Below are 16,747 nucleotides of genomic sequence, written 5' to 3'. Positions count from 1 at the left end.
GGTTTCCACGCGAGAGAACTCGGCAGAGTGAGGCTTCCCCGCCCGCTTTCCGATGTTGGGGCTCGGTCTCACTCGGCAAGTCGTATGGGAATCACGGCGGAGGCGGGTGGGGGGCACGAAGAGAACCGCCGCGCCGAGGCTGTCGTGTCGGCTGAGAAACACGGCAACGACGGGGGCGGGGCGGAGCCGAAGGAGAACGAAAGGGCTGGGTGGGTGGGAGAACCACCGTGTTGAAGCTGTCGTGGCGTGTGGGGACACCACGGGGATGGCGGGGGCGGGCGGAGCCCGAGGGGAAACAAAGGGCTGGGTGGGTGGGAGAAACCCGGTAACGACAGGGGTGGGAGTCGCTGAGGGGAGTTGATGGGTGGGTGGGGGTCTTCCGGTTTCGGGGCTGGGGCGTACGAAATAATCTGGAAAGTTGGCCTATGGGTCGTCAAGAATTGCCATAGGAGTGGCAAGGGAGGCGGAACATCATCGGAAATGTGGGTGGAAATGACAAGGGACGCCCTTTCGAGGCGCCCCTGACAATTTTCATTCGTGTTGTGACCCGGCCTCTCAGGTGAGAGCCGGCTCGCGATCCTGCAGCCTAACCAGAGCCTCATCACGAGTTTGCGCGGCAAGCGCATCGTTTTGTGCCTGGAGTCGGGTGAGTTCTGCCTCCAAGTCACGGATGCGCTGCTGGAGGCGACGCATTTCCGAGACCATACGAGGGTCAGGACCGCCGACGTGGCCGAGTAGAGCCTTCGCCATGGTTAAGGGTCCTCCACGCTGAGTGACCAGACTGGTTCGCGCACTTCAAGCCGCGGGAGGGGTGCGCGTGGTTCTTCTCAAGAGTCGCACCGGCTGCGGAGGCGGTCAAGTTGAACGCTTCACAATGAGCGGCCGATGGACACTGTCGACATGTAAATATACCTCATTTGGGTGGTTTAAGGGAAGGGGCTATCGCTCCACAAAGCCGACAACCGCCCCTTTCGGATCACTCCACCGCTCTATCACGCCTGTGACCTGGCCGGGCGTGTCACCCCCACTTAACAGGTCAAGTAACGCGGCGCAAGATTCCCGTGGCCCTTCGGCCACAACCTCAACCCGCCCATCCGGTAAGTTGAGCGCCCATCCGCGCAAGCCGAGCTCCAACGCCCTCGACCGCACCCACCAGCGAAAGCCCACACCCTGTACACGCCCTTTCACCCAGACTGTGAGCCTCACCACACCAAACTCACCCCCAATCCAATCGCCAGAAGTCATCCCGCGCCGACGCAGCCTACACAAAGCCCCGGTAACAACAGGATCGGGGGCCCCAAAGGCCCCACCAGGCTCATCAGCCCCAGCCGTCACCGCAGTTCCCTACGACCCGGCAACAACAAGTTCGGCGGTTCCCGAGGCCCATCCCTTCCCTCAGGCTCCGCCAGCCCCGGCCGTCACCATGGTTTCCAACCACAACCCTCGAACCTGGCAACAACAGGATCGGAGGTTCCCGAGGCCCATCCCTTCCCCCGGGCTCCACCGTCCCCCGCCGTCACCTGGTTTCCCAACGACAGCCTCAGCGTGAACGTGCAGACGCACGTACCACGCTAGTCATCGCGATATATACCCTCTTCATCCGATATACCCTCACCACCTGCCGTTTCTCGGTCTCGGCTGGCATTTCGGGCAGCTGTAGCTGGATCGGTTCATGAACGCGTCCCGCCGGATCGGGGTCCCACAGCGTGGGCACGGCTCGTCCCGCCGGCCGTACACAGCGAGTGACCGGTCGAAGTAGCCACTCTCGCCGTTCACGTTCACGTAGAGGCGGTCGAAGGACGTCCCGCCCTCCCCCAGCGCCTCGGTCATCACCCCACGCGCGGCCGTGAGCAGCTCGGCCACCTTCTTGCCGGTCAGCGTCTCGGTCGGGCGCGCCCAGTGCAGCTTGGCCCGCCACAACGCCTCATCCGCATAGATGTTGCCCACGCCACTAATAAGCGATTGATCCAAGAGTGCCCGTTTCACCCCGGTCTGGCGGCGGCGAATCCTGATTGTGAACTCGGCATCGTCGAACGCCTCCTCGAAAGGGTCGGGCGCGATATGCGCGATCGGCTCGGGAACGTCACGCGAAGGCCGTACCGCAAGGGGGGAGACCAGCAGATGCCCGAACGTGCGCTGATCGACGAAGCGCAACTCGGGGCCTTCGTCGGTGAAGCCGATCCGGACCCGCAGATGTTTCTCCGGAGGCTCTTTCGGCTCGACCATCAGAAGCTGGCCGCTCATCCCCAGATGGGCCATGAGCGCGTCCTCAACCGGTGAATCCCCCTCACGAAGCGGGAGCCACAGGTATTTGCCACGCCGCTCCGCCGACACCACCGTGCGGCCGACCAGCAGGTCCGCGAGCGTGCCGGTGTTGCGGCGCACCGCACGCGGATGGAGGACCTCGGCGGAAGCGATCTCCCGCCCGGCCACCCAGGTCTCCAGCCCGCGCCGGACAACCTCAACCTCGGGCAATTCCGGCATCTATGCTCCTGTGTCAGGTTCTGCCGACCGCCGCTTCACGGGCGTCACGCAGGTCGCGGATCGCCGTCCAGGCGGCTTCGGCGGCCTGCTGCTCGGCTTCCTTCTTGCTGCGCCCGGCCCCCGTGCCATACTCCTGCCCCCCGACCCGTACGGTCGCCACGAACGATTTGGCGTGGTCAGGGCCGCTTTCGTCGACATGGTACTCGGGCACGCCCAGCATCTCCGAGGCGGTCAGCTCCTGCAGCGAGGTCTTCCAGTCGAGCCCGGCCCCGAGCGAGGCGGAACGCTTGATCAGCGGGTCGAACAGCAGGTGCACCACCCGGAAGGCCTCTTCCAGCCCCTTGTCCACGTAAACCGTGCCGATCAGGGCCTCCAGCGTGTCGGCCAGGATGGAGGACTTGTCCCGGCCCCCGGTGCCCTCCTCGCCCCGGCCGAGCCGCAGGAACCGCCCCAGATCGAGGGTCCTGGCCACGTCCGCGAGCGCCCGCATGTTGACCACGGCCGCGCGCAGCTTCGCCAGCTGGCCCTCGGGCAGATCCGGATGCCCCCGGAACAGGGTGTCGGTGACTACCAGGCCGAGCACGGAGTCACCCAGGAACTCCAGCCGCTCGTTGGTCGGCAGGCCACCGTTCTCGTACGCATACGAGCGGTGCGTCAGCGCCCGCTCCAGGATCTCGGTGCTGAGCCGGACGTCGAGCACCCGCTCCAGCTCATCGCGGACGGCCTCCACGGCGACGGGCTTGCCAATCATGATCTTCCTCCTCGTGCATGGCAACGCCGAAGCACGGTGGCAGGTGGATCATCTTGACGAAGCCCGAAGGCGTGGTGGGCGTCGGGTACGCACCCGGCGTCCACCACGGCCGCGGGCGAGCCGCCACCGCACACGCTCCACTGCGAAGCGCTTGTGAAGCAAGGTAACGCCGACCGGGCCGGTTTGACGACCCGATCGGCGCCGGAATCCCACAAACTCAGGCGCGCCCGGAACCGCGGCGAGCCGGGAATCGCTGAGCGCTTGCTCAGGCCTTCGGCACGATGACCTGACGGCGGTTGTAAGTGCCGCACTCGGGGCACGCGATGTGCGGGCGCTTCGGCGAGCGGCACTGCGGGCAGCTCACGAGCACGACCGCGGTCGCCTTCCACTGGGACCTGCGGGCGCGGGTGTTGCTCCGCGACATTTTCCGCTTCGGAACGGCCACGTCAGGCCTCCTGATCGTCTTCGTTATCGTCTATTTTCAGGCCCTGCAGTGACGCCCACCGGCTGTCAACCCGGTCGTGCCGGTGGTCAGGGCCGGCGTCCGCCAGCTTGGCCCCGCACTCCGGGCAGAGCCCCGGGCAGTCCTCGCGGCACACCGGACTCAACGGCAGTGCGAGCACCACCGCGTCACGGAACGTCGGCTCCAGATCGAGCAGTTCGCCGTCGAGGAGCGAATCGTCCTCTCCGGCGTCCTCCGCCGAGTAGAAGAAGAGCTCCTGGAACCCGACCTCGATCTCCGAGGTCAGCGGATCCAGACAGCGCGAGCACTCCCCGCTGAGCGGAGCACCCGCCGTGCCCGTCACGAGCACGCCTTCCATCACCGACTCCAGCCGGAGATCCACCTCGACCTCGGCGTCCTTGGGAACGCCGATCATGCCGACCGCGAGATCCACCGGCGCCGGAAGCGTCGGACTCATCTTGCGCATCGACCCCGGTCGCCGGCCCAGATCATGAGTTGAAATCACCCAGGGAGCTCGGGGGTCGAGGCGTGGCAGACTCATCCTGCTTTCCATAAGGCATGGCGAATCACCGCCGTCGTGCAAGGCCAGAGTCCAACGATACCAGCCCGGATGGGCATCCTCAGCCGCGCAGGCGTTCCACCAGGAGCCGCAGGACCAAGTCGGGGACGAGGCCGGAGACGTCGCCGCCATAGCGGGCGATTTCCTTCAGGCGACTGGAGGAGAGGAACGAGTATTCCGGGTTGGTGGACATGAAGAGGGTTTCCACGCCCGACATGCGGTAGTTCAGCTGGGCCATCTGGAGTTCGTAGTCGAAGTCGCTGACCGCGCGCAGGCCCTTCACGATGGTCGGGATACTCTGCTGCTTGGCGAAATCGACGAGCAGGCCGTGGAACTTCTCCACGCGGACATTGCCGTACTCCTTGGTGACCGCCTGGAGCATGTCGATGCGTTCCTCGACGGTGAAGAGGCTCTTCTTCTCGATATTGATCAGAACGGCGACGACGACCTCGTCGTAGAGCCGGGACGTCCGGCCGATGATGTCGAGATGACCATTGGTGACAGGGTCGAATGACCCCGGACAAACAACTCGGCGCACCACACACCCCTTAGATCGGGCTCATTCGGCGTGACCGTACCAAACGGTCGCTTCACCGTAGCGACGGGCCCGGGCCTCCTCGAACCCGGGGGGCCATCGAAGATCCTTCCCTCTCGTCTCGCGCTCGACCGCGACCAACGCGCCGGATGTCAGCCAGCCGTTGTCCCGCAGCGCCAGCAGCACCTCGGCCAGCGTCTCGTCGCGCACCGCGTAGGGCGGGTCCGCGAACACGAAGTCATACGGCTCGGCGCACGATTGCGCCACCACCCGCTCTACCCGGTCGGCGCGCAACACGGCTCCGGGGAGGCCGAGCGCGGCGATGTTCTCCCGGATCGTCCTGGCGGCCTTCGCGTCCGATTCCACCAGCAACGCGTGCGACGCGCCGCGGCTCAAGGATTCCAGCCCGACGGCGCCCGACCCCGCGTAGAGGTCGAGGGTGCGTTCCGGCACCCCCAGCAGCGACCCCACGGTGGCGAAAAGCCCTTCCCTGGCGCGGTCGCTGGTCGGCCGGGTGCTCTTTCCCGGTGGTACGGCCAGCCGCCGGCCGCCCGCTCTTCCTGCGATGACCCTGGTCATCTGCTCATTATCCCTGGTCAAGAGTGAGTAAGAGGTGGCGAGAAATAGGTAAGGGTGATTCCCTCCACCCGCACCTGCCTGCAAGATGGGTCTTGCGGCCTTCACGGTGACCCAGGGGAAGGCCGGCCGGCGTGATCGTGAGCCCTTCCGCACGCCGGCGCCCTCGGCACCTGACCCGAGGGTGGGCCCAGCCGGGGACGGCATTCGGGGGGAGGCCGTCCCAAGGCTGGGCCCTGGGTCATTTTGACGCCCAGGGCCCCATCCGGCCCCCCACTCAACGCGATTGCTCCCAGACCTACGCCGTTTCGAGACCACCCGGTCTCTCACCGTGGCTTCGCTCTGGTTCCCGATCACCGTGGAACTCCCACCCACCCGCATCGGCCCCCAGGAAATGGCCCCCGAACTCTCCAACAGACCGCCCCGCAGGCTCTACCTTCCTGCCAACGGACGAAGTCAGGTTTTTTCCAGATATTCGGAGCGTTCGTCCGTGACCAGGGTGTCGAGTTCTGCTTTGAGGCCGGGATGGGATTCGAGCAGGGGGTCTTCGGTCAGTAGGGAGAGAGCCTCTTCGCGGGCCGATTCGATGACGTCCTCGTCGCGCAGCAGTTGGAGCATGCGGAGTGAGGACTTGCGGCCGGATTGGGCCGCGCCGAGGACGTCGCCCTCGCGGCGCTGTTCGAGGTCCACGCGGGACAGTTCGAAGCCGTCCAGGGTTCGGGCCACGGCGTCGAGGCGGAGGCGGGCCGGGGTGTCGGGGACGGCTTCGCTGACCAGGAGGCAGAGGCCGGGGAGGCCGCCTCGTCCGACGCGGCCGCGGAGCTGGTGGAGTTGGGAGACGCCGAAGCGGTCGGCGTCCATGATGACCATGACGGAGGCGTTGGGCACGTCCACGCCGACCTCGATGACGGTGGTCGCCACGAGCACGTCGACCTCGCCCCGGGCGAAGGAGCGCATGATCGCGTCCTTCTCCTCGGGGGGCAGCTTGCCGTGCAGGACAGCCACGCGGAGACCGTGCAGTGGCCCGTCGGCGAGCATCTCGGCGACCTCGACCACCGCCAGTGGCGGCCGCCGCTCTTCGGCGTCCTCCTTGGCCAGGTCCCCTTCGTCCCCCTCCTGATCCCCGATACGCGGGCAGACAATGTACGCCTGCCGCCCCAACCCCACCTCCTCCTTGATCCGCTCCCACGACCGCTGGAGATAGTGCGGCTTCTCCGCCGCCGGAACGACGTGCGTCGTGATCGGCGCCCGCCCCGACGGCAACTGGCTGAGCGTGGACACCTCAAGATCCCCGAAGACGGTCATCGCGACCGTGCGCGGGATCGGCGTGGCGGTCATCACCAGCACGTGCGGCCGCCCGCCCTGGGACTTCTCCCGCAACGCGTCCCGCTGCTCGACGCCGAACCGGTGCTGCTCGTCCACGACCACCAGGCCGAGGTCGGCGAACTGCACCTTGTCCTGGAGCAGCGCGTGGGTGCCCACCACGATCCCGGCCGCCCCGGAGGCCGCGTCCAGCAGGTTGGAGCGCCGGGCCGCCGCGCCCATGGAACCGGTCAGCAGTGCCACGCCGGTCCCCCCGAACATGCCGCCCCCGGCCAGGTCGCCCAGCATCGCGACGATCGAACGGTGATGCTGCTGGGCCAGCACTTCGGTCGGCGCGAGCAGCGCCGCCTGCCCGCCGGAATCCACCACCTGCAGCATCGCCCGCAGCGCGACCACGGTCTTGCCCGCGCCGACCTCGCCTTGCAGCAGCCGGTGCATGGGATGTTCACTCCCGAGATCGGCGGAGATCTCCTCACCGACCTCACGCTGCCCGTCGGTCAGCCGGAACGGCAGCCGCGCGTCGAAGTCGGCGAGCAGGCCGCTCTCCTTGCCCGGCCGCGCCGTGGCAGGCCACTGCGCCGCCGCGATCCTCCGCCGCACCAGCACCGCCTGCAGCAGGAACGCCTCATCGAACTTGAGCCGCTTCTTGGCCCGCGCGATATCGCCGTGGTCCCGCGGCCGGTGAATGGCCTTCAGCGCGTCCGTCAGGCCCGGCAGGCCCAGCCGCCTGCGCATCGCCGGTGGCAGCGGATCATCGAGCTCGAGCACGTCCAGCACGGTCCGGACCGCGCGCTGGATCTTCCAGGTGGCCAGGTTCTGCGCCGACGGATAGATCGGCACGGGCGCGGTGCTGAACTCCTCGGCGGTCTCCTCATCCTCGGTCACATAGTCCGGATGGGTGAGCGACCGCCGCTTGACCCCATTCGGCGTAGCGAAAACGTTGACTTTTCCGGAAAAGAAGGCCTCGGTCCCGGGCAGCAGCCGCTGCTCCGCCACGTACGCGCCCTTCCCGAAGAACGCCAGCCGCAGCCGATCCTTCCCATCGGTCACCTCGACATCCAGCCAGGTGCCCTGCCGGTTCTTCATCGGCCGCCGCTGCACGGCCGACACCCGCCCGACCACGGTGACATGATCGTCATGCTCCAGCGAGGCGATCGGCGTGAGCTCCCCCCGCTCCGCATACCGCCGCGGATAGTGACGCAGCAGCTCACCCACGGTGCTGATCCCCAGCGCACTCTCCAACGGCGCGGCCGTCTTGTCCCCCACCGCGAGCTTCAACGACTCATCGAACCTGGTCACGTCAACCAGTTCTACCGCGCATCCCCGACAACAATCACTCCACCCCGATGAGCAGCGGATACCCACCCTGCCCACCTTCGTAATGCACAACCTCAATATCCGGACGAACCACCCCAAGATGGTCCTGTACGACTCGCGCCAACGACCCCCCAGAATCCGCCCCGGACACCAACGTCACCAACTCACTACTGGCGGACACCATGCGATCCACGACCTCAACCGCGACCTCCGCGACAGCCGTACCGATCAGGGAGACATCCCCATCCACCACGCCCAGCACATCCCCCGGACGGCACAACCCCGCACTCGTCATCGCCTCCCGGTTGGCCACCCACACATGCCCATGCCGGGTATGCCCAGCCGCGTCCGTCATAGCGACCACATCATCATCAAACCGCCGCAACCGATCATGTACGGCTAACGCCGCCAACCCCTGCACAGACGCCTTGGTCGGCAGCACGCTCACCGTCACCCCCTCCTCCCGGGCGATCTCCGCCGCCGCCACGGCCACCGCCCGGACCCCGCTGTCATTGGGCAGCACGACCACTTCGGCCCCCGCCTCCCTGATCGCCGCCAGCACGGCCGCCAGCGCCGGACTCGCCCCGGGCTCCCGCCGCACCACCACGGCCCCCGCCTCCCGGAACAGCCCCGCCAGCCCGTCCCCGGCCGCCACCGCGACCACGCCACGGCTGGGCGTATGCGTCCGCCCTCCGAGATACGTCACCTTGATCCGGTATGGCCGCCCGGCTCCCAACCCCGCCTCAATCGCCGACCCGGCATCGTCGACATGCACGTGCACGTTCCACAACCCGTCCCCGCCAACGATCACCAGCGAGTCCCCGAGCCCGTCCAGCTCCGCCCGCAGGCGATCGATCGCCTCCTGCTCCGCGTCGAGCAGGTACATGACCTCGTATCCGGGCTGCCCCACCTCAGGGGCCGGTCTTCGATCGGAGGCGGGCGCGGGCACGTCATGACGCTCGGCGTACGCGTCGGCGACCACCTCGGCCAGGATCTCCAGGATGATCGTCAGCCCGGCGCCGCCCGCATCCACGACGCCGTTGCGGGCCAGGACGTCCAGCTGCCCGGTGGTCCGCAGCAGCGCCTGCCGGGCCGCCCGCGCCGCCGCTCCGGCCACCGCGGGCAGATCACTGTCCCGCTCGCGCACCGCGTCCGCAGCAGCGGCAAGCACGCTCAAAACGGTTCCCTCGACCGGCCGTACCACCGCGGACCTGGCCATTTCGGCGCCCCGCACCAGCGCGTCCCGGACGTCGTCGCCACGGCCCTCGGCCTGCCGCAGCACCTCGGCCATGCCCCGGAGCACCTGGCTGACGATCACCCCCGAGTTCCCGCGCGCGCCCAATAACGCCCCTTGCGCCAGGGTCCGCCAGGTCAGGTCGGCGTCCGCGTCCGCGCCGAGGACCGCCAGCGCGTCGGCCGCCGCCAGCATCGTGAGATGCAGGTTCGTGCCCGTGTCCCCATCCGGCACCGGGAACACGTTCAGCGCGTCGATCTCGGCCCGCGCCCGGGCCAGCGCGTCGGCCGAGCGCCGTACCCAGCCGCGGACAGCCCCCGGATCGAGCACCTTCAGCATTGACCGGCCCTCATTTCGCACCGTCGCCCAACCCGCGTCCTGGCGCTCCCCCGATGCGCTACCGTTGGCAGGTACGAGGTTATCCCGTCTCCGCCGCGCCTTCGTTTCGCGTGTTTGGGCGGACATCGGCTATCCTCGTGTGGCCAGCCGGTTGTCCCGGCATGCTCGGATGAGCTGATCTAAGACTTGATCCTGAAGGAGCGATGACCGTGGCTTCCGTCTGCGACATCTGCGCTAAGAAGCCGATTTTCGGCAACAACGTCTCCCACTCGCACCGCCGCACCCGGCGCAACTGGAAGCCGAACATCCAGACTGTCCGCGCGACGGTCAACGGAACGCCGAAGCGGCTCAACGTGTGCACTTCCTGCATCAAGGCAGGCAAGGTCACCCGCTAGCACCCGCGACCCTGAACCCGTCACCCATCGGTGGCGGGTTTCGCATTGGTACGCCACCGCCAGGCGTGGTCCACCGGCCCGATCCCAGCCCCCAAAGGGAACCCGTTCGCGATCGCGCCAGTGACATAGGCCTTGGCCTTTTCCGCCGCGTCCGGAACGTTTTCGCCCAGGGCGAGGTATGACGCGATGGCCGAGGCCAGCGTGCAGCCGGTCCCGTGGGTGTGGCGGTTGTCCAGGCGTTCGGCGCGGAACCGATATTCGGTCGTGCCGTCCGTGAGCAGGTCGACGGGCTCCCCGGGCAGGTGGCCGCCCTTGATGAGCGCCCACCGGGGTCCGAGCGCCAGGACCGCGTCGGCCGCCCGGCGAAGATCGTCCTCGCCTTCGACCTTCACGCCGGTGAGCTGCTCGACCTCCCACAGGTTCGGCGTGACCACGGTGGCCGTCGGCAACAACCTGGACTTCACCGTCCCCACCGCCTCCGGCGCGAGCAGCGAATCCCCGTGCTTGGACACCCCGACCGGATCCACGACCACGGGCGCGTCCAGCCCGGCGAGCACCTCGGCCACCGTCTCCACCAGAACCGGCGAGGCCAGCATGCCGGTCTTCACGGCCTGAACCCCGATGTCCCCCAGCACCGAGTCCAGCTGCGCGCGGACCGCCTCAGGCGGCAACTCCCAGTACCCCTGAACCCCCACCGAGTTCTGCGCGGTCACCGCCGCGATCACGCTCATCCCGTGCGTGCCGAGCGCCAGCATCGTCTTCAGGTCGGCCTGGATCCCCGCACCCCCACCGGAATCCGAGCCCGCGACCGTTAACACACGAGGAGGAGTCATACCCCCAATCCAACCAGCTCGCCCAGCCGGCGACGTGCGTGGAGCGGTGGCTCGAGGCGTCACGCCTCAGGAGAAGAAGTCGAACTCGCCGTCCTTGACGCCGCCGACGAACGCCTCCCACTCAGCGCGGGTATAAATGATCACCTCACCGTCGCGGTGCCGGCTGTGCCGGACCGCCACCCGGCCAGTGCCGTCAGCAAGCGGACCCGCCTCGACACACTGCCCGGTCCCGTTGGAACTCCTTGAACTGATGTGCCATGCGACACTTCGCAGCCCATCCATGCCGCGTCCTCCCGTATCGCCTACCCGAACCGCTTCGCGGCGTTCCGGATGAACTTCGCCGAAGCGTCCGGAATCAAGGCGATTGTTTGAAGGGAATCATACGTTCGCATGAAACTGTCAGCCCCGTCGGATTCGGCGTAGACAGCACCTCCACGGGTTTCGGCATAGGCCACATCGGGATATGGGTCTGGCATATCGAAGATCAGGAAACCACCGTTAGGACTCGCGTGCGCGCCCACGCTGAACGGCACGATTCGCACCTCCACGTCGGGCCGGTCCGCGGCCAGCGCCAACCGCCTCAGCTGGGCTGACATCACCCGAGGGCCGCCGATGACGCGATGCATCAGGGCCTCGTCGAGGATCATTTCGATGCGTGGGTGCGGGTCTGATTCGAGCATCTTTTGTCTGGCCATCCGGAACTCCAGCCATTGGTTAATACGTTCGGGGCTGGCGCCCGCGTCACCTGCTGTAATGACCGCCGAAGCGTACTCGCGGGTCTGAAAGAGGCCCGGAATTACCATCGGCTCATAGATACGGATTCGTTCTGCCCGTGACTCCAGCCAGGCCCGATCGAGCATGCCGCCGAGAGCCTCCGGCGTATAACCATCCCACCAGCCGGTCTGCCAGACTTCGCGGCTGAGGCGTTCCATTCCCTCGCGTTTGGCCTTGTTGCTAATGCCGTACAGATTGAGCAGGGCTATCACGTCCGGGGTACGGGCGGGCACGAGGCCGCTCTCGATGCGGCTGATGGTCGCGGGGTCGCGTTGGATGTAGTCTCCGGCGTCTCGCAGCGTGAGCTTCGCCGCCTCGCGGAGTTCTCGTAGTTGTTTGCCCAGCCACTGCGTTCGTAGCGTCGGACCTCGTCTGCCGGCCATCGCGAACCACCCCTTCTCGGACTTAGCCACGCACTGGTCATCGTGCGACCAGCGGATCCAACGTGACTCTCAGCATTCTCCGCAAAACGGAACGGAATCGGACCCCTTTTGGCACGCTCCTTTTCCGAATCCGCATTGCCGGAAGAGGGCTTAGCTCCGGAGTTCCGTCAGCCGGGTGGCCAGCTGGTCTACCTCGGCGTCCTCGGGGAACAGGACGCGGGGCCACCAGGGGGGTGGGGGCTGGTCGGGGATGCCGCCGAGGATTCCACCGACTATGGCGGCGACGGTGTCGGTGTCGCCGCCGAGGGTCACCGCGTAGGTCAGGGCGGTGGTGAGGTCGGTGGAGTGGTGGATGGTGTGGACGACGGCGGCGATGGTGGGGGCGGCCAGGATGGGGATGCCGCCGGGGGGTGGGGTCCAGGCGCCGGTGGCCGCCTGGTGGATGGGGGCGAAGTCGGGGAGGGCGAGGTGGGTGGCTTCGGCGATGGCGGCGGGGAGGATTCCGGCGGGGTCTTCGAGGGCTTGGGAGGCCATGGCGGCGACGATGGAGGCCGCGCCGATGGAGACGGGGTGGGGGTGGGTGCTGCGGGAGAGTTCGTGGACCAGGGCGCGGCGGCGGGCGGAGTCGGTGGGAGGGATGATCCAGCCGACGGGGGCGATGCGCATGGCTGCGCCGTTGCTGGCCCGGCTTTGTGGGGATATTTCGGGGAATGTGTGGGTGGAGGTGTAGTGCTTGAGGGCGCGGCGGGTGGTGGAGCCCATGCCGCGGATCTGGTCGGCTTCGGCGGAGAGGCGGCGCATGAACTCGGCCGCGGTGGGGGTTCCCGCGGTGTCGGCGAGGAGGCGGGCGACGATCAGGGTCTGGCTGGTGTCGTCGGAGGTGGCGCCGCGGGGCCAGCCTCGGCTGGCCAGCAGGTCGAAGAGGCGGGTGCGGTCGATGCGCTTGGGTGGCATGGTCTCCCACGGCACACCGAGCGCGTCTCCGGCGGCGAGGCCGCGAATCGCCGCCGCGACTTGGTTCGAGGTGACCACACTCAGAGCGTGGGGGGTGCGGCGATGGTGCAGTCGCCGCCGGTCAGGACGCAGCCGGACGGGGTGGTGGGAGAGCCGTTGGCGATCATTTCGACGACGAGTTCCTCACCGGCGAGAAGAGGAGCGAAAGAGGTGAGAATGAGTTGTCCGCGCCGAACCTCCCATTGAGCGCCCTCCACCGTCAGGACCTCACCGGTGACGGGTATGGCGAGGCGGAGGTCGGAAATGTCCTCGTTGCCGCTTAGAACGACGATGCGGGCGGCGTAGCCGTCGAAATCCTCTTGGGTCACCTCGAAGGCGACGGTCACGGCGGGAGCCGCCACGCGGAGCGTGTTCCCGTCGGCTGGCGCGTCATCGTTGCTCGACGGACCGCCGCCTTCTTCGAGGCTGGTCCCTACGGGAACCTCGTCGTCGTCTTCGGTCGCTGTGGGCGTGGGCGACTTCTTGGGCTTCGGGGAGTTTGTACGGCTAGGCGTTGGTTTCGCCTGAACGACTGCGGGGGCCGTGGATTTGGGGGTGGGCTTCGGCTTTGGCTTGTCCGCTGTCGGGGAAGGTGACTCCTCCGGCGTGGCGAAATCAGTGGCCGACGGCTGGGGGACGGCGGGGGCCGCTCCGCAGCCGCCCGGCTCGCAACTGGACGCAGGCGGTTCCAAGACCAGGTCGGTACGGTCTCCGACCAGCCTCACCCCGGCGAACGTGATCCCCACCGCCACCAGCACCGACAGACCGGACAACAACGCGGTCCGCCCGAAACGGCCTCGAGCGCTGGGTTCGGTGAACACGTCCGGGCCGCTGTCACGCGACTTCCCGGAAAGCTCCACAGCGACACCGGAAGACTCTGCGGGCGGCCAGCGATAGTCGACCTGCGCCTGGGGAACAAGCTCCAGATCGGCGCGCGTCGCCTCCCCAGGCAAGTCATCCGAACCCCGCAAGGCGTCTGAACCTCGGAAAGTGTCCGAACCCCGGAAGGCGTCTGAACCCCGGAAAGCGTCCGAACCCGGCGAGTCACCCGAACCCCACAAAGCGTCCTTACCCCGCGAGGCGTCCGAACCCGGCGAGGCGTCCGAACCGTCTGTGGGACCAAAAGGTGACCCTGGCCCGAATCCCGCTGCCTCGGGAAATCCCGTCTCGGCAGGCGCGTAAGGGTTTCTTGGCTTACGCCGGAACGGGGTCACGACTCCCGAGGGCGGCTCTTGATCCGACGGCTCGGCGGGGCGCTTGCGCTTGGGCGGGAGATCCCAGCGGTAGGCCGGATGGATGGCCGGACGATCCTCTTCGGCGGGCGGAGGCACGACAGGGCCCGCGTACCCGGGGCGCCCGGCGTCGTCGGCATGCCCTCCGGGCCCAGGATGCCCGGCGGGCCCAGGCTGGCCAGAGCGCCCGGCTTGTCCAGGGTGCCCGGAGTGCCCGGTGTTATCGGCATACCCAGGGCGGCCCGCGTGACCGGTGTCCTCCGGCCAGCGGTAGGTGAGTTCGGGGCCGTCTCCGGTCAGGTGCCCGAGCCACCGGTCGAAGCCATCCCCGGAATCAGGGGAAGAGTGCTGGTCAGATGTGGCGTCCGCGGACGTGTTCGAATGGTCGGCATTGGGATTATCCCCATCACCGCTATCTCGTCCTGTCCTGTGACGACCCATGACGGTCCTTCCTGTTGGCGACCGTCATACTTCATAACAGATCTAAAACACCTTTGTCACAAATTTCACATCATCCCCTGAAGTGATCCCATCCCCCGGGGGCCTCCGCGCGCCCTTTGACCTGCACTCCCTGGCCTTGAACGATTTCTCCGACAACCTGCCAGGGAGGCGGAAGGCGTACCCCAGGAGGGAACGTGGCGGCGAGCGCATGATCGTCACCCCCTGTGAGAATCCAGTCCAGCGGATCGACCCCCAGGTAGCGGGCCGCTTCAACAAGGATCGCGGGCACTCGGAAGGCCGCCGGCTCCACAACCACCCCGACCCCACTGGCCTCGGCAACATGCCCAAGATCCTGCACAAGCCCATCACTGACATCCACCATCGCGGTCGCCCCCAACGCCGCCGCCCGAGGTCCTTGCGCGTAGGGCGGCTCCGGACGACGATGCGCCAACAGCAACTCCTCGAACGAATCGGCAGGGGAGGACCCACCCACCCAGCCCTTTGATTCCCCTCGGGCTCCGCCCGCCCCCGCCTGCGCTCCGCCCAACCCCTCTCGGACTTCGTCCGAGCCCTCTCGGCCTTCGCCTGATGCCCCTTGAGATCCGCCCGCTTCCCATCGGCCTTCGCCTGACACCTCTCGGGATCCGCCCACTCCCCCACGACCTCCGCCTGACACCCCTTGAGATCCGCCCACTCCCCCACGGCCTCCGCCCATTCCCCCTTGGGTTCCGTCTGACGGCCCTCGGCCTTCCTCCGGCCCGGCCAGCGGTTGGTTCGTCTCCTCCGTGGCGATGCCTGCGGAAAGCAGGGCCAGGCCGGCTGCCGCGTAGCCGAGGCGCCCGGCGATGGCTACCTGGTCTCCCGGGCGGGCTCCTGAGCGGGTGATCGGGGCGATTCCGGCGAGATCTCCCAAAGCTGTTACCCCGAGGACGATCGTGTCGGAGCGGGCGATGTCGCCGCCTGCCACGCTGGCTCCTACTAGGGCGCATTCGTCGCGGAAGCCGTCGGTCAGGGCGTCTAGCCAGTCGATTGTGGTGTCGGGGGGCATGCCCAAGCCCACGAAAAGGGCTGTGGGGGTTGCGCCCATGGCAACGATGTCGGAAAGGTTCTGCGCTGCCGCTTTACGACCGATTTCGTACCCGCTGGACCAATCGAGGCGGAAGTGTCTACCCTCAAGGAGCAGGTCCGTCGTCACGACCACGCGTTGGTCGGGCGCTGCCAGGACCGCGGCGTCGTCACCTGGGCCGAGCAGGACCGACGCACCGTGGGACAGACGCCCCGCAATCCGGCTAACAACACCGAATTCGCCTAGTTCTCCGACTGTGATGTCACACCTCCTGGTGTTCGGGGTACGTTGACCTTTCGGTGGTGATCAATCCCGGGAGGACCTGATGGTGCAGGCCTACATCCTTATCCAGACCGAGGTCGGCAAGGCCGCCGACGTGGCCAGCGCGATCGCGGCGATTCCCGGTGTCACGCAGGCCGAGGATGTCACCGGTCCGTACGACGTGATCGTCCGGGCCGAGGCCCGCAACGTCGACGAGCTTGGCAAACTCGTGGTGGCCCAGATCCAGGCGGTGGAGGGGATCACGCGTACCCTGACGTGTCCGATTGTCCATATTTGAGATCCTTGATGAAGTCACTGATCGCCCTGCTCGCGCTGGCGGCGGCCGCGTGTTCCGGTGCTGTCCGCGTGGATCCGCCGAGCCCGCCCGCGGAGAGCAAGGTCGCGTGCGAGCGGCTGGGCCAGGCGTTGCCCCGCGAGCTGGACGGGGAGCGCCGGGTGCCGTCCGAGCCTCCGTCGCCGTATGTAGCGGTCTGGGGGGCCGGGCAGATCACGCTGCGCTGTGGCGTGGAGCGTCCGGCGACGATGTCCCCCACGGACATGGTGGACGAGATCAACGGGGTCGCCTGGTATGCCGATCCGTACAAACCCACGCTGTTCACGTCGGTGAACCGGGAGGCGTACGTCCAAGTGACGATCTCGGTCGCCCACAAGCCGGGCGACGTCCTGGTGGAACTGGCCGATCCGATCAAGGCTTCGATTCCCTAGCCCCATATTTCGCGCATAGCCTATTCGCAATCGGTCGACAAGACGAACATGATGCGCAAAAT

Annotated in this window: 20 protein-coding genes; 4 read left to right on the top strand and 16 right to left on the bottom strand. The window is 67.4% G+C overall.

Going from position 1 to position 16,747, the window contains the following annotated elements:
• Window positions 1-555 precede the first annotated feature (555 nt).
• The 10 genes from ABGB08_RS34975 to ABGB08_RS34930 all read right to left on the bottom strand — a co-directional run bounded on the left by ABGB08_RS34975 (window position 556) and on the right by ABGB08_RS34930 (window position 9,581).
• A complete protein-coding gene (locus tag ABGB08_RS34975) occupies window positions 556-750 on the bottom strand; it encodes a hypothetical protein (RefSeq protein WP_155336276.1) in 195 nt (64 codons plus the stop codon).
• A gap of 189 nt (window positions 751-939) precedes the next feature.
• The gene (locus ABGB08_RS34970; RefSeq protein ID WP_347599376.1) at window positions 940-1,245 is read right to left on the bottom strand and encodes an acylphosphatase; all 306 of its coding nucleotides are present in this window, start codon (window positions 1,243-1,245) and stop codon (window positions 940-942) included.
• A 366-nt stretch (window positions 1,246-1,611) separates the two neighbouring features.
• Window positions 1,612-2,484, bottom strand: coding sequence for a bifunctional DNA-formamidopyrimidine glycosylase/DNA-(apurinic or apyrimidinic site) lyase (gene mutM, locus ABGB08_RS34965; protein ID WP_347599372.1), 873 nt, complete (start codon window positions 2,482-2,484; stop codon window positions 1,612-1,614).
• A gap of 13 nt (window positions 2,485-2,497) precedes the next feature.
• A complete protein-coding gene (gene rnc / locus ABGB08_RS34960) occupies window positions 2,498-3,235 on the bottom strand; it encodes a ribonuclease III (RefSeq protein WP_155351508.1) in 738 nt (245 codons plus the stop codon).
• Between the two features lie 265 nt (window positions 3,236-3,500).
• Window positions 3,501-3,680 carry a 50S ribosomal protein L32 gene (gene rpmF / locus ABGB08_RS34955; protein WP_155356298.1) on the bottom strand — a complete coding sequence of 60 codons (180 nt, stop codon included), beginning with the start codon at window positions 3,678-3,680 and terminating at the stop codon, window positions 3,501-3,503.
• Between the two features lies 1 nt (window position 3,681).
• On the bottom strand, window positions 3,682-4,239 hold the full coding sequence (locus ABGB08_RS34950) for a YceD family protein (RefSeq protein ID WP_347599368.1): 558 nt from the start codon (window positions 4,237-4,239) through the stop codon (window positions 3,682-3,684).
• 79 nt (window positions 4,240-4,318) lie between these two features.
• Complete coding sequence (coaD, locus tag ABGB08_RS34945) at window positions 4,319-4,795, bottom strand: pantetheine-phosphate adenylyltransferase (protein WP_155356300.1); 477 nt, start codon at window positions 4,793-4,795, stop codon at window positions 4,319-4,321.
• A gap of 21 nt (window positions 4,796-4,816) precedes the next feature.
• Window positions 4,817-5,371, bottom strand: coding sequence for a 16S rRNA (guanine(966)-N(2))-methyltransferase RsmD (gene rsmD / locus ABGB08_RS34940; protein WP_347599364.1), 555 nt, complete (start codon window positions 5,369-5,371; stop codon window positions 4,817-4,819).
• 453 nt (window positions 5,372-5,824) lie between these two features.
• Window positions 5,825-7,990 (bottom strand): ATP-dependent DNA helicase RecG, encoded by a 2,166-nt coding sequence (gene recG, locus ABGB08_RS34935; protein ID WP_347599361.1) that lies wholly within the window; start codon window positions 7,988-7,990, stop codon window positions 5,825-5,827.
• A gap of 34 nt (window positions 7,991-8,024) precedes the next feature.
• Complete coding sequence (locus tag ABGB08_RS34930) at window positions 8,025-9,581, bottom strand: DAK2 domain-containing protein (RefSeq protein ID WP_347599358.1); 1,557 nt, start codon at window positions 9,579-9,581, stop codon at window positions 8,025-8,027.
• A gap of 209 nt (window positions 9,582-9,790) precedes the next feature.
• Here ABGB08_RS34930 and rpmB point away from each other — a divergent pair, with 209 nt between their 5' ends.
• Window positions 9,791-9,976: a 50S ribosomal protein L28 gene (rpmB, locus tag ABGB08_RS34925; RefSeq protein ID WP_155336401.1), complete on the top strand. Its 186-nt coding sequence runs from the start codon at window positions 9,791-9,793 to the stop codon at window positions 9,974-9,976.
• A gap of 20 nt (window positions 9,977-9,996) precedes the next feature.
• Here the strand turns inward: rpmB and thiD are convergent, their stop codons facing one another.
• The 6 genes from thiD to ABGB08_RS34895 all read right to left on the bottom strand — a co-directional run bounded on the left by thiD (window position 9,997) and on the right by ABGB08_RS34895 (window position 15,827).
• Window positions 9,997-10,809, bottom strand: coding sequence for a bifunctional hydroxymethylpyrimidine kinase/phosphomethylpyrimidine kinase (gene thiD / locus ABGB08_RS34920; RefSeq protein ID WP_347599355.1), 813 nt, complete (start codon window positions 10,807-10,809; stop codon window positions 9,997-9,999).
• Window positions 10,810-10,875: 66 nt separating this feature from the next.
• Entirely contained in the window at window positions 10,876-11,091 is a 216-nt protein-coding gene (locus tag ABGB08_RS34915; RefSeq protein WP_347599352.1) for a DUF397 domain-containing protein, read from the bottom strand.
• Window positions 11,092-11,111: 20 nt separating this feature from the next.
• Window positions 11,112-11,996 (bottom strand): helix-turn-helix transcriptional regulator, encoded by an 885-nt coding sequence (locus ABGB08_RS34910; protein ID WP_347599349.1) that lies wholly within the window; start codon window positions 11,994-11,996, stop codon window positions 11,112-11,114.
• Window positions 11,997-12,116: 120 nt separating this feature from the next.
• Window positions 12,117-12,998, bottom strand: coding sequence for an ADP-ribosylglycohydrolase family protein (locus tag ABGB08_RS34905; protein ID WP_347599346.1), 882 nt, complete (start codon window positions 12,996-12,998; stop codon window positions 12,117-12,119).
• A 2-nt stretch (window positions 12,999-13,000) separates the two neighbouring features.
• A complete protein-coding gene (locus tag ABGB08_RS34900) occupies window positions 13,001-13,819 on the bottom strand; it encodes a hypothetical protein (RefSeq protein WP_347599343.1) in 819 nt (272 codons plus the stop codon).
• Window positions 13,820-14,702: 883 nt separating this feature from the next.
• Window positions 14,703-15,827, bottom strand: a complete 1,125-nt coding sequence (locus ABGB08_RS34895) for a thiamine-monophosphate kinase (protein WP_347599340.1) — start codon at window positions 15,825-15,827, stop codon at window positions 14,703-14,705.
• On the opposite strand from ABGB08_RS34895, the gene ABGB08_RS34890 reads away from it, so the two are divergent.
• The 3 genes from ABGB08_RS34890 to ABGB08_RS34880 all read left to right on the top strand — a co-directional run bounded on the left by ABGB08_RS34890 (window position 15,795) and on the right by ABGB08_RS34880 (window position 16,685).
• Entirely contained in the window at window positions 15,795-15,944 is a 150-nt protein-coding gene (locus ABGB08_RS34890; protein ID WP_347599387.1) for a hypothetical protein, read from the top strand. The two genes, ABGB08_RS34895 and ABGB08_RS34890, sit on opposite strands and share 33 nt — an antisense overlap.
• 79 nt (window positions 15,945-16,023) lie before the next feature.
• A complete protein-coding gene (locus tag ABGB08_RS34885; protein ID WP_155356309.1) occupies window positions 16,024-16,257 on the top strand; it encodes an Lrp/AsnC ligand binding domain-containing protein in 234 nt (77 codons plus the stop codon).
• Between the two features lie 8 nt (window positions 16,258-16,265).
• A complete protein-coding gene (locus ABGB08_RS34880; protein WP_347599337.1) occupies window positions 16,266-16,685 on the top strand; it encodes a DUF3515 domain-containing protein in 420 nt (139 codons plus the stop codon).
• The last annotated feature ends 62 nt before the right edge of the window (window positions 16,686-16,747 follow it).

Source organism: Acrocarpospora sp. B8E8 (assembly GCF_039871605.1).
Lineage (GTDB): Bacteria > Actinomycetota > Actinomycetes > Streptosporangiales > Streptosporangiaceae > Acrocarpospora > Acrocarpospora macrocephala.
The sequence above is the reverse complement of the archived record's forward strand: the minus strand, read 5'-3'. Positions and strand labels throughout refer to the sequence as shown.

What these genes read in the sequence shown, in the direction of transcription:
- ABGB08_RS34975 (WP_155336276.1), bottom strand. Translation starts at nt 750, where the DNA reads ATGGCGAAGGCTCTACTCGGCCACGTCGGCGGTCCTGACCCTCGTATG.
- ABGB08_RS34970 (WP_347599376.1), bottom strand. Translation starts at nt 1,245, where the DNA reads ATGACTTCTGGCGATTGGATTGGGGGTGAGTTTGGTGTGGTGAGGCTC.
- mutM (WP_347599372.1), bottom strand. Translation starts at nt 2,484, where the DNA reads ATGCCGGAATTGCCCGAGGTTGAGGTTGTCCGGCGCGGGCTGGAGACC.
- rnc (WP_155351508.1), bottom strand. Translation starts at nt 3,235, where the DNA reads ATGATTGGCAAGCCCGTCGCCGTGGAGGCCGTCCGCGATGAGCTGGAG.
- ABGB08_RS34950 (WP_347599368.1), bottom strand. Translation starts at nt 4,239, where the DNA reads ATGAGTCTGCCACGCCTCGACCCCCGAGCTCCCTGGGTGATTTCAACT.
- rsmD (WP_347599364.1), bottom strand. Translation starts at nt 5,371, where the DNA reads ATGACCAGGGTCATCGCAGGAAGAGCGGGCGGCCGGCGGCTGGCCGTA.
- ABGB08_RS34930 (WP_347599358.1), bottom strand. Translation starts at nt 9,581, where the DNA reads ATGCTGAAGGTGCTCGATCCGGGGGCTGTCCGCGGCTGGGTACGGCGC.
- thiD (WP_347599355.1), bottom strand. Translation starts at nt 10,809, where the DNA reads ATGACTCCTCCTCGTGTGTTAACGGTCGCGGGCTCGGATTCCGGTGGG.
- ABGB08_RS34915 (WP_347599352.1), bottom strand. Translation starts at nt 11,091, where the DNA reads ATGGATGGGCTGCGAAGTGTCGCATGGCACATCAGTTCAAGGAGTTCC.
- ABGB08_RS34885 (WP_155356309.1), top strand. Translation starts at nt 16,024, where the DNA reads ATGGTGCAGGCCTACATCCTTATCCAGACCGAGGTCGGCAAGGCCGCC.
- ABGB08_RS34880 (WP_347599337.1), top strand. Translation starts at nt 16,266, where the DNA reads ATGAAGTCACTGATCGCCCTGCTCGCGCTGGCGGCGGCCGCGTGTTCC.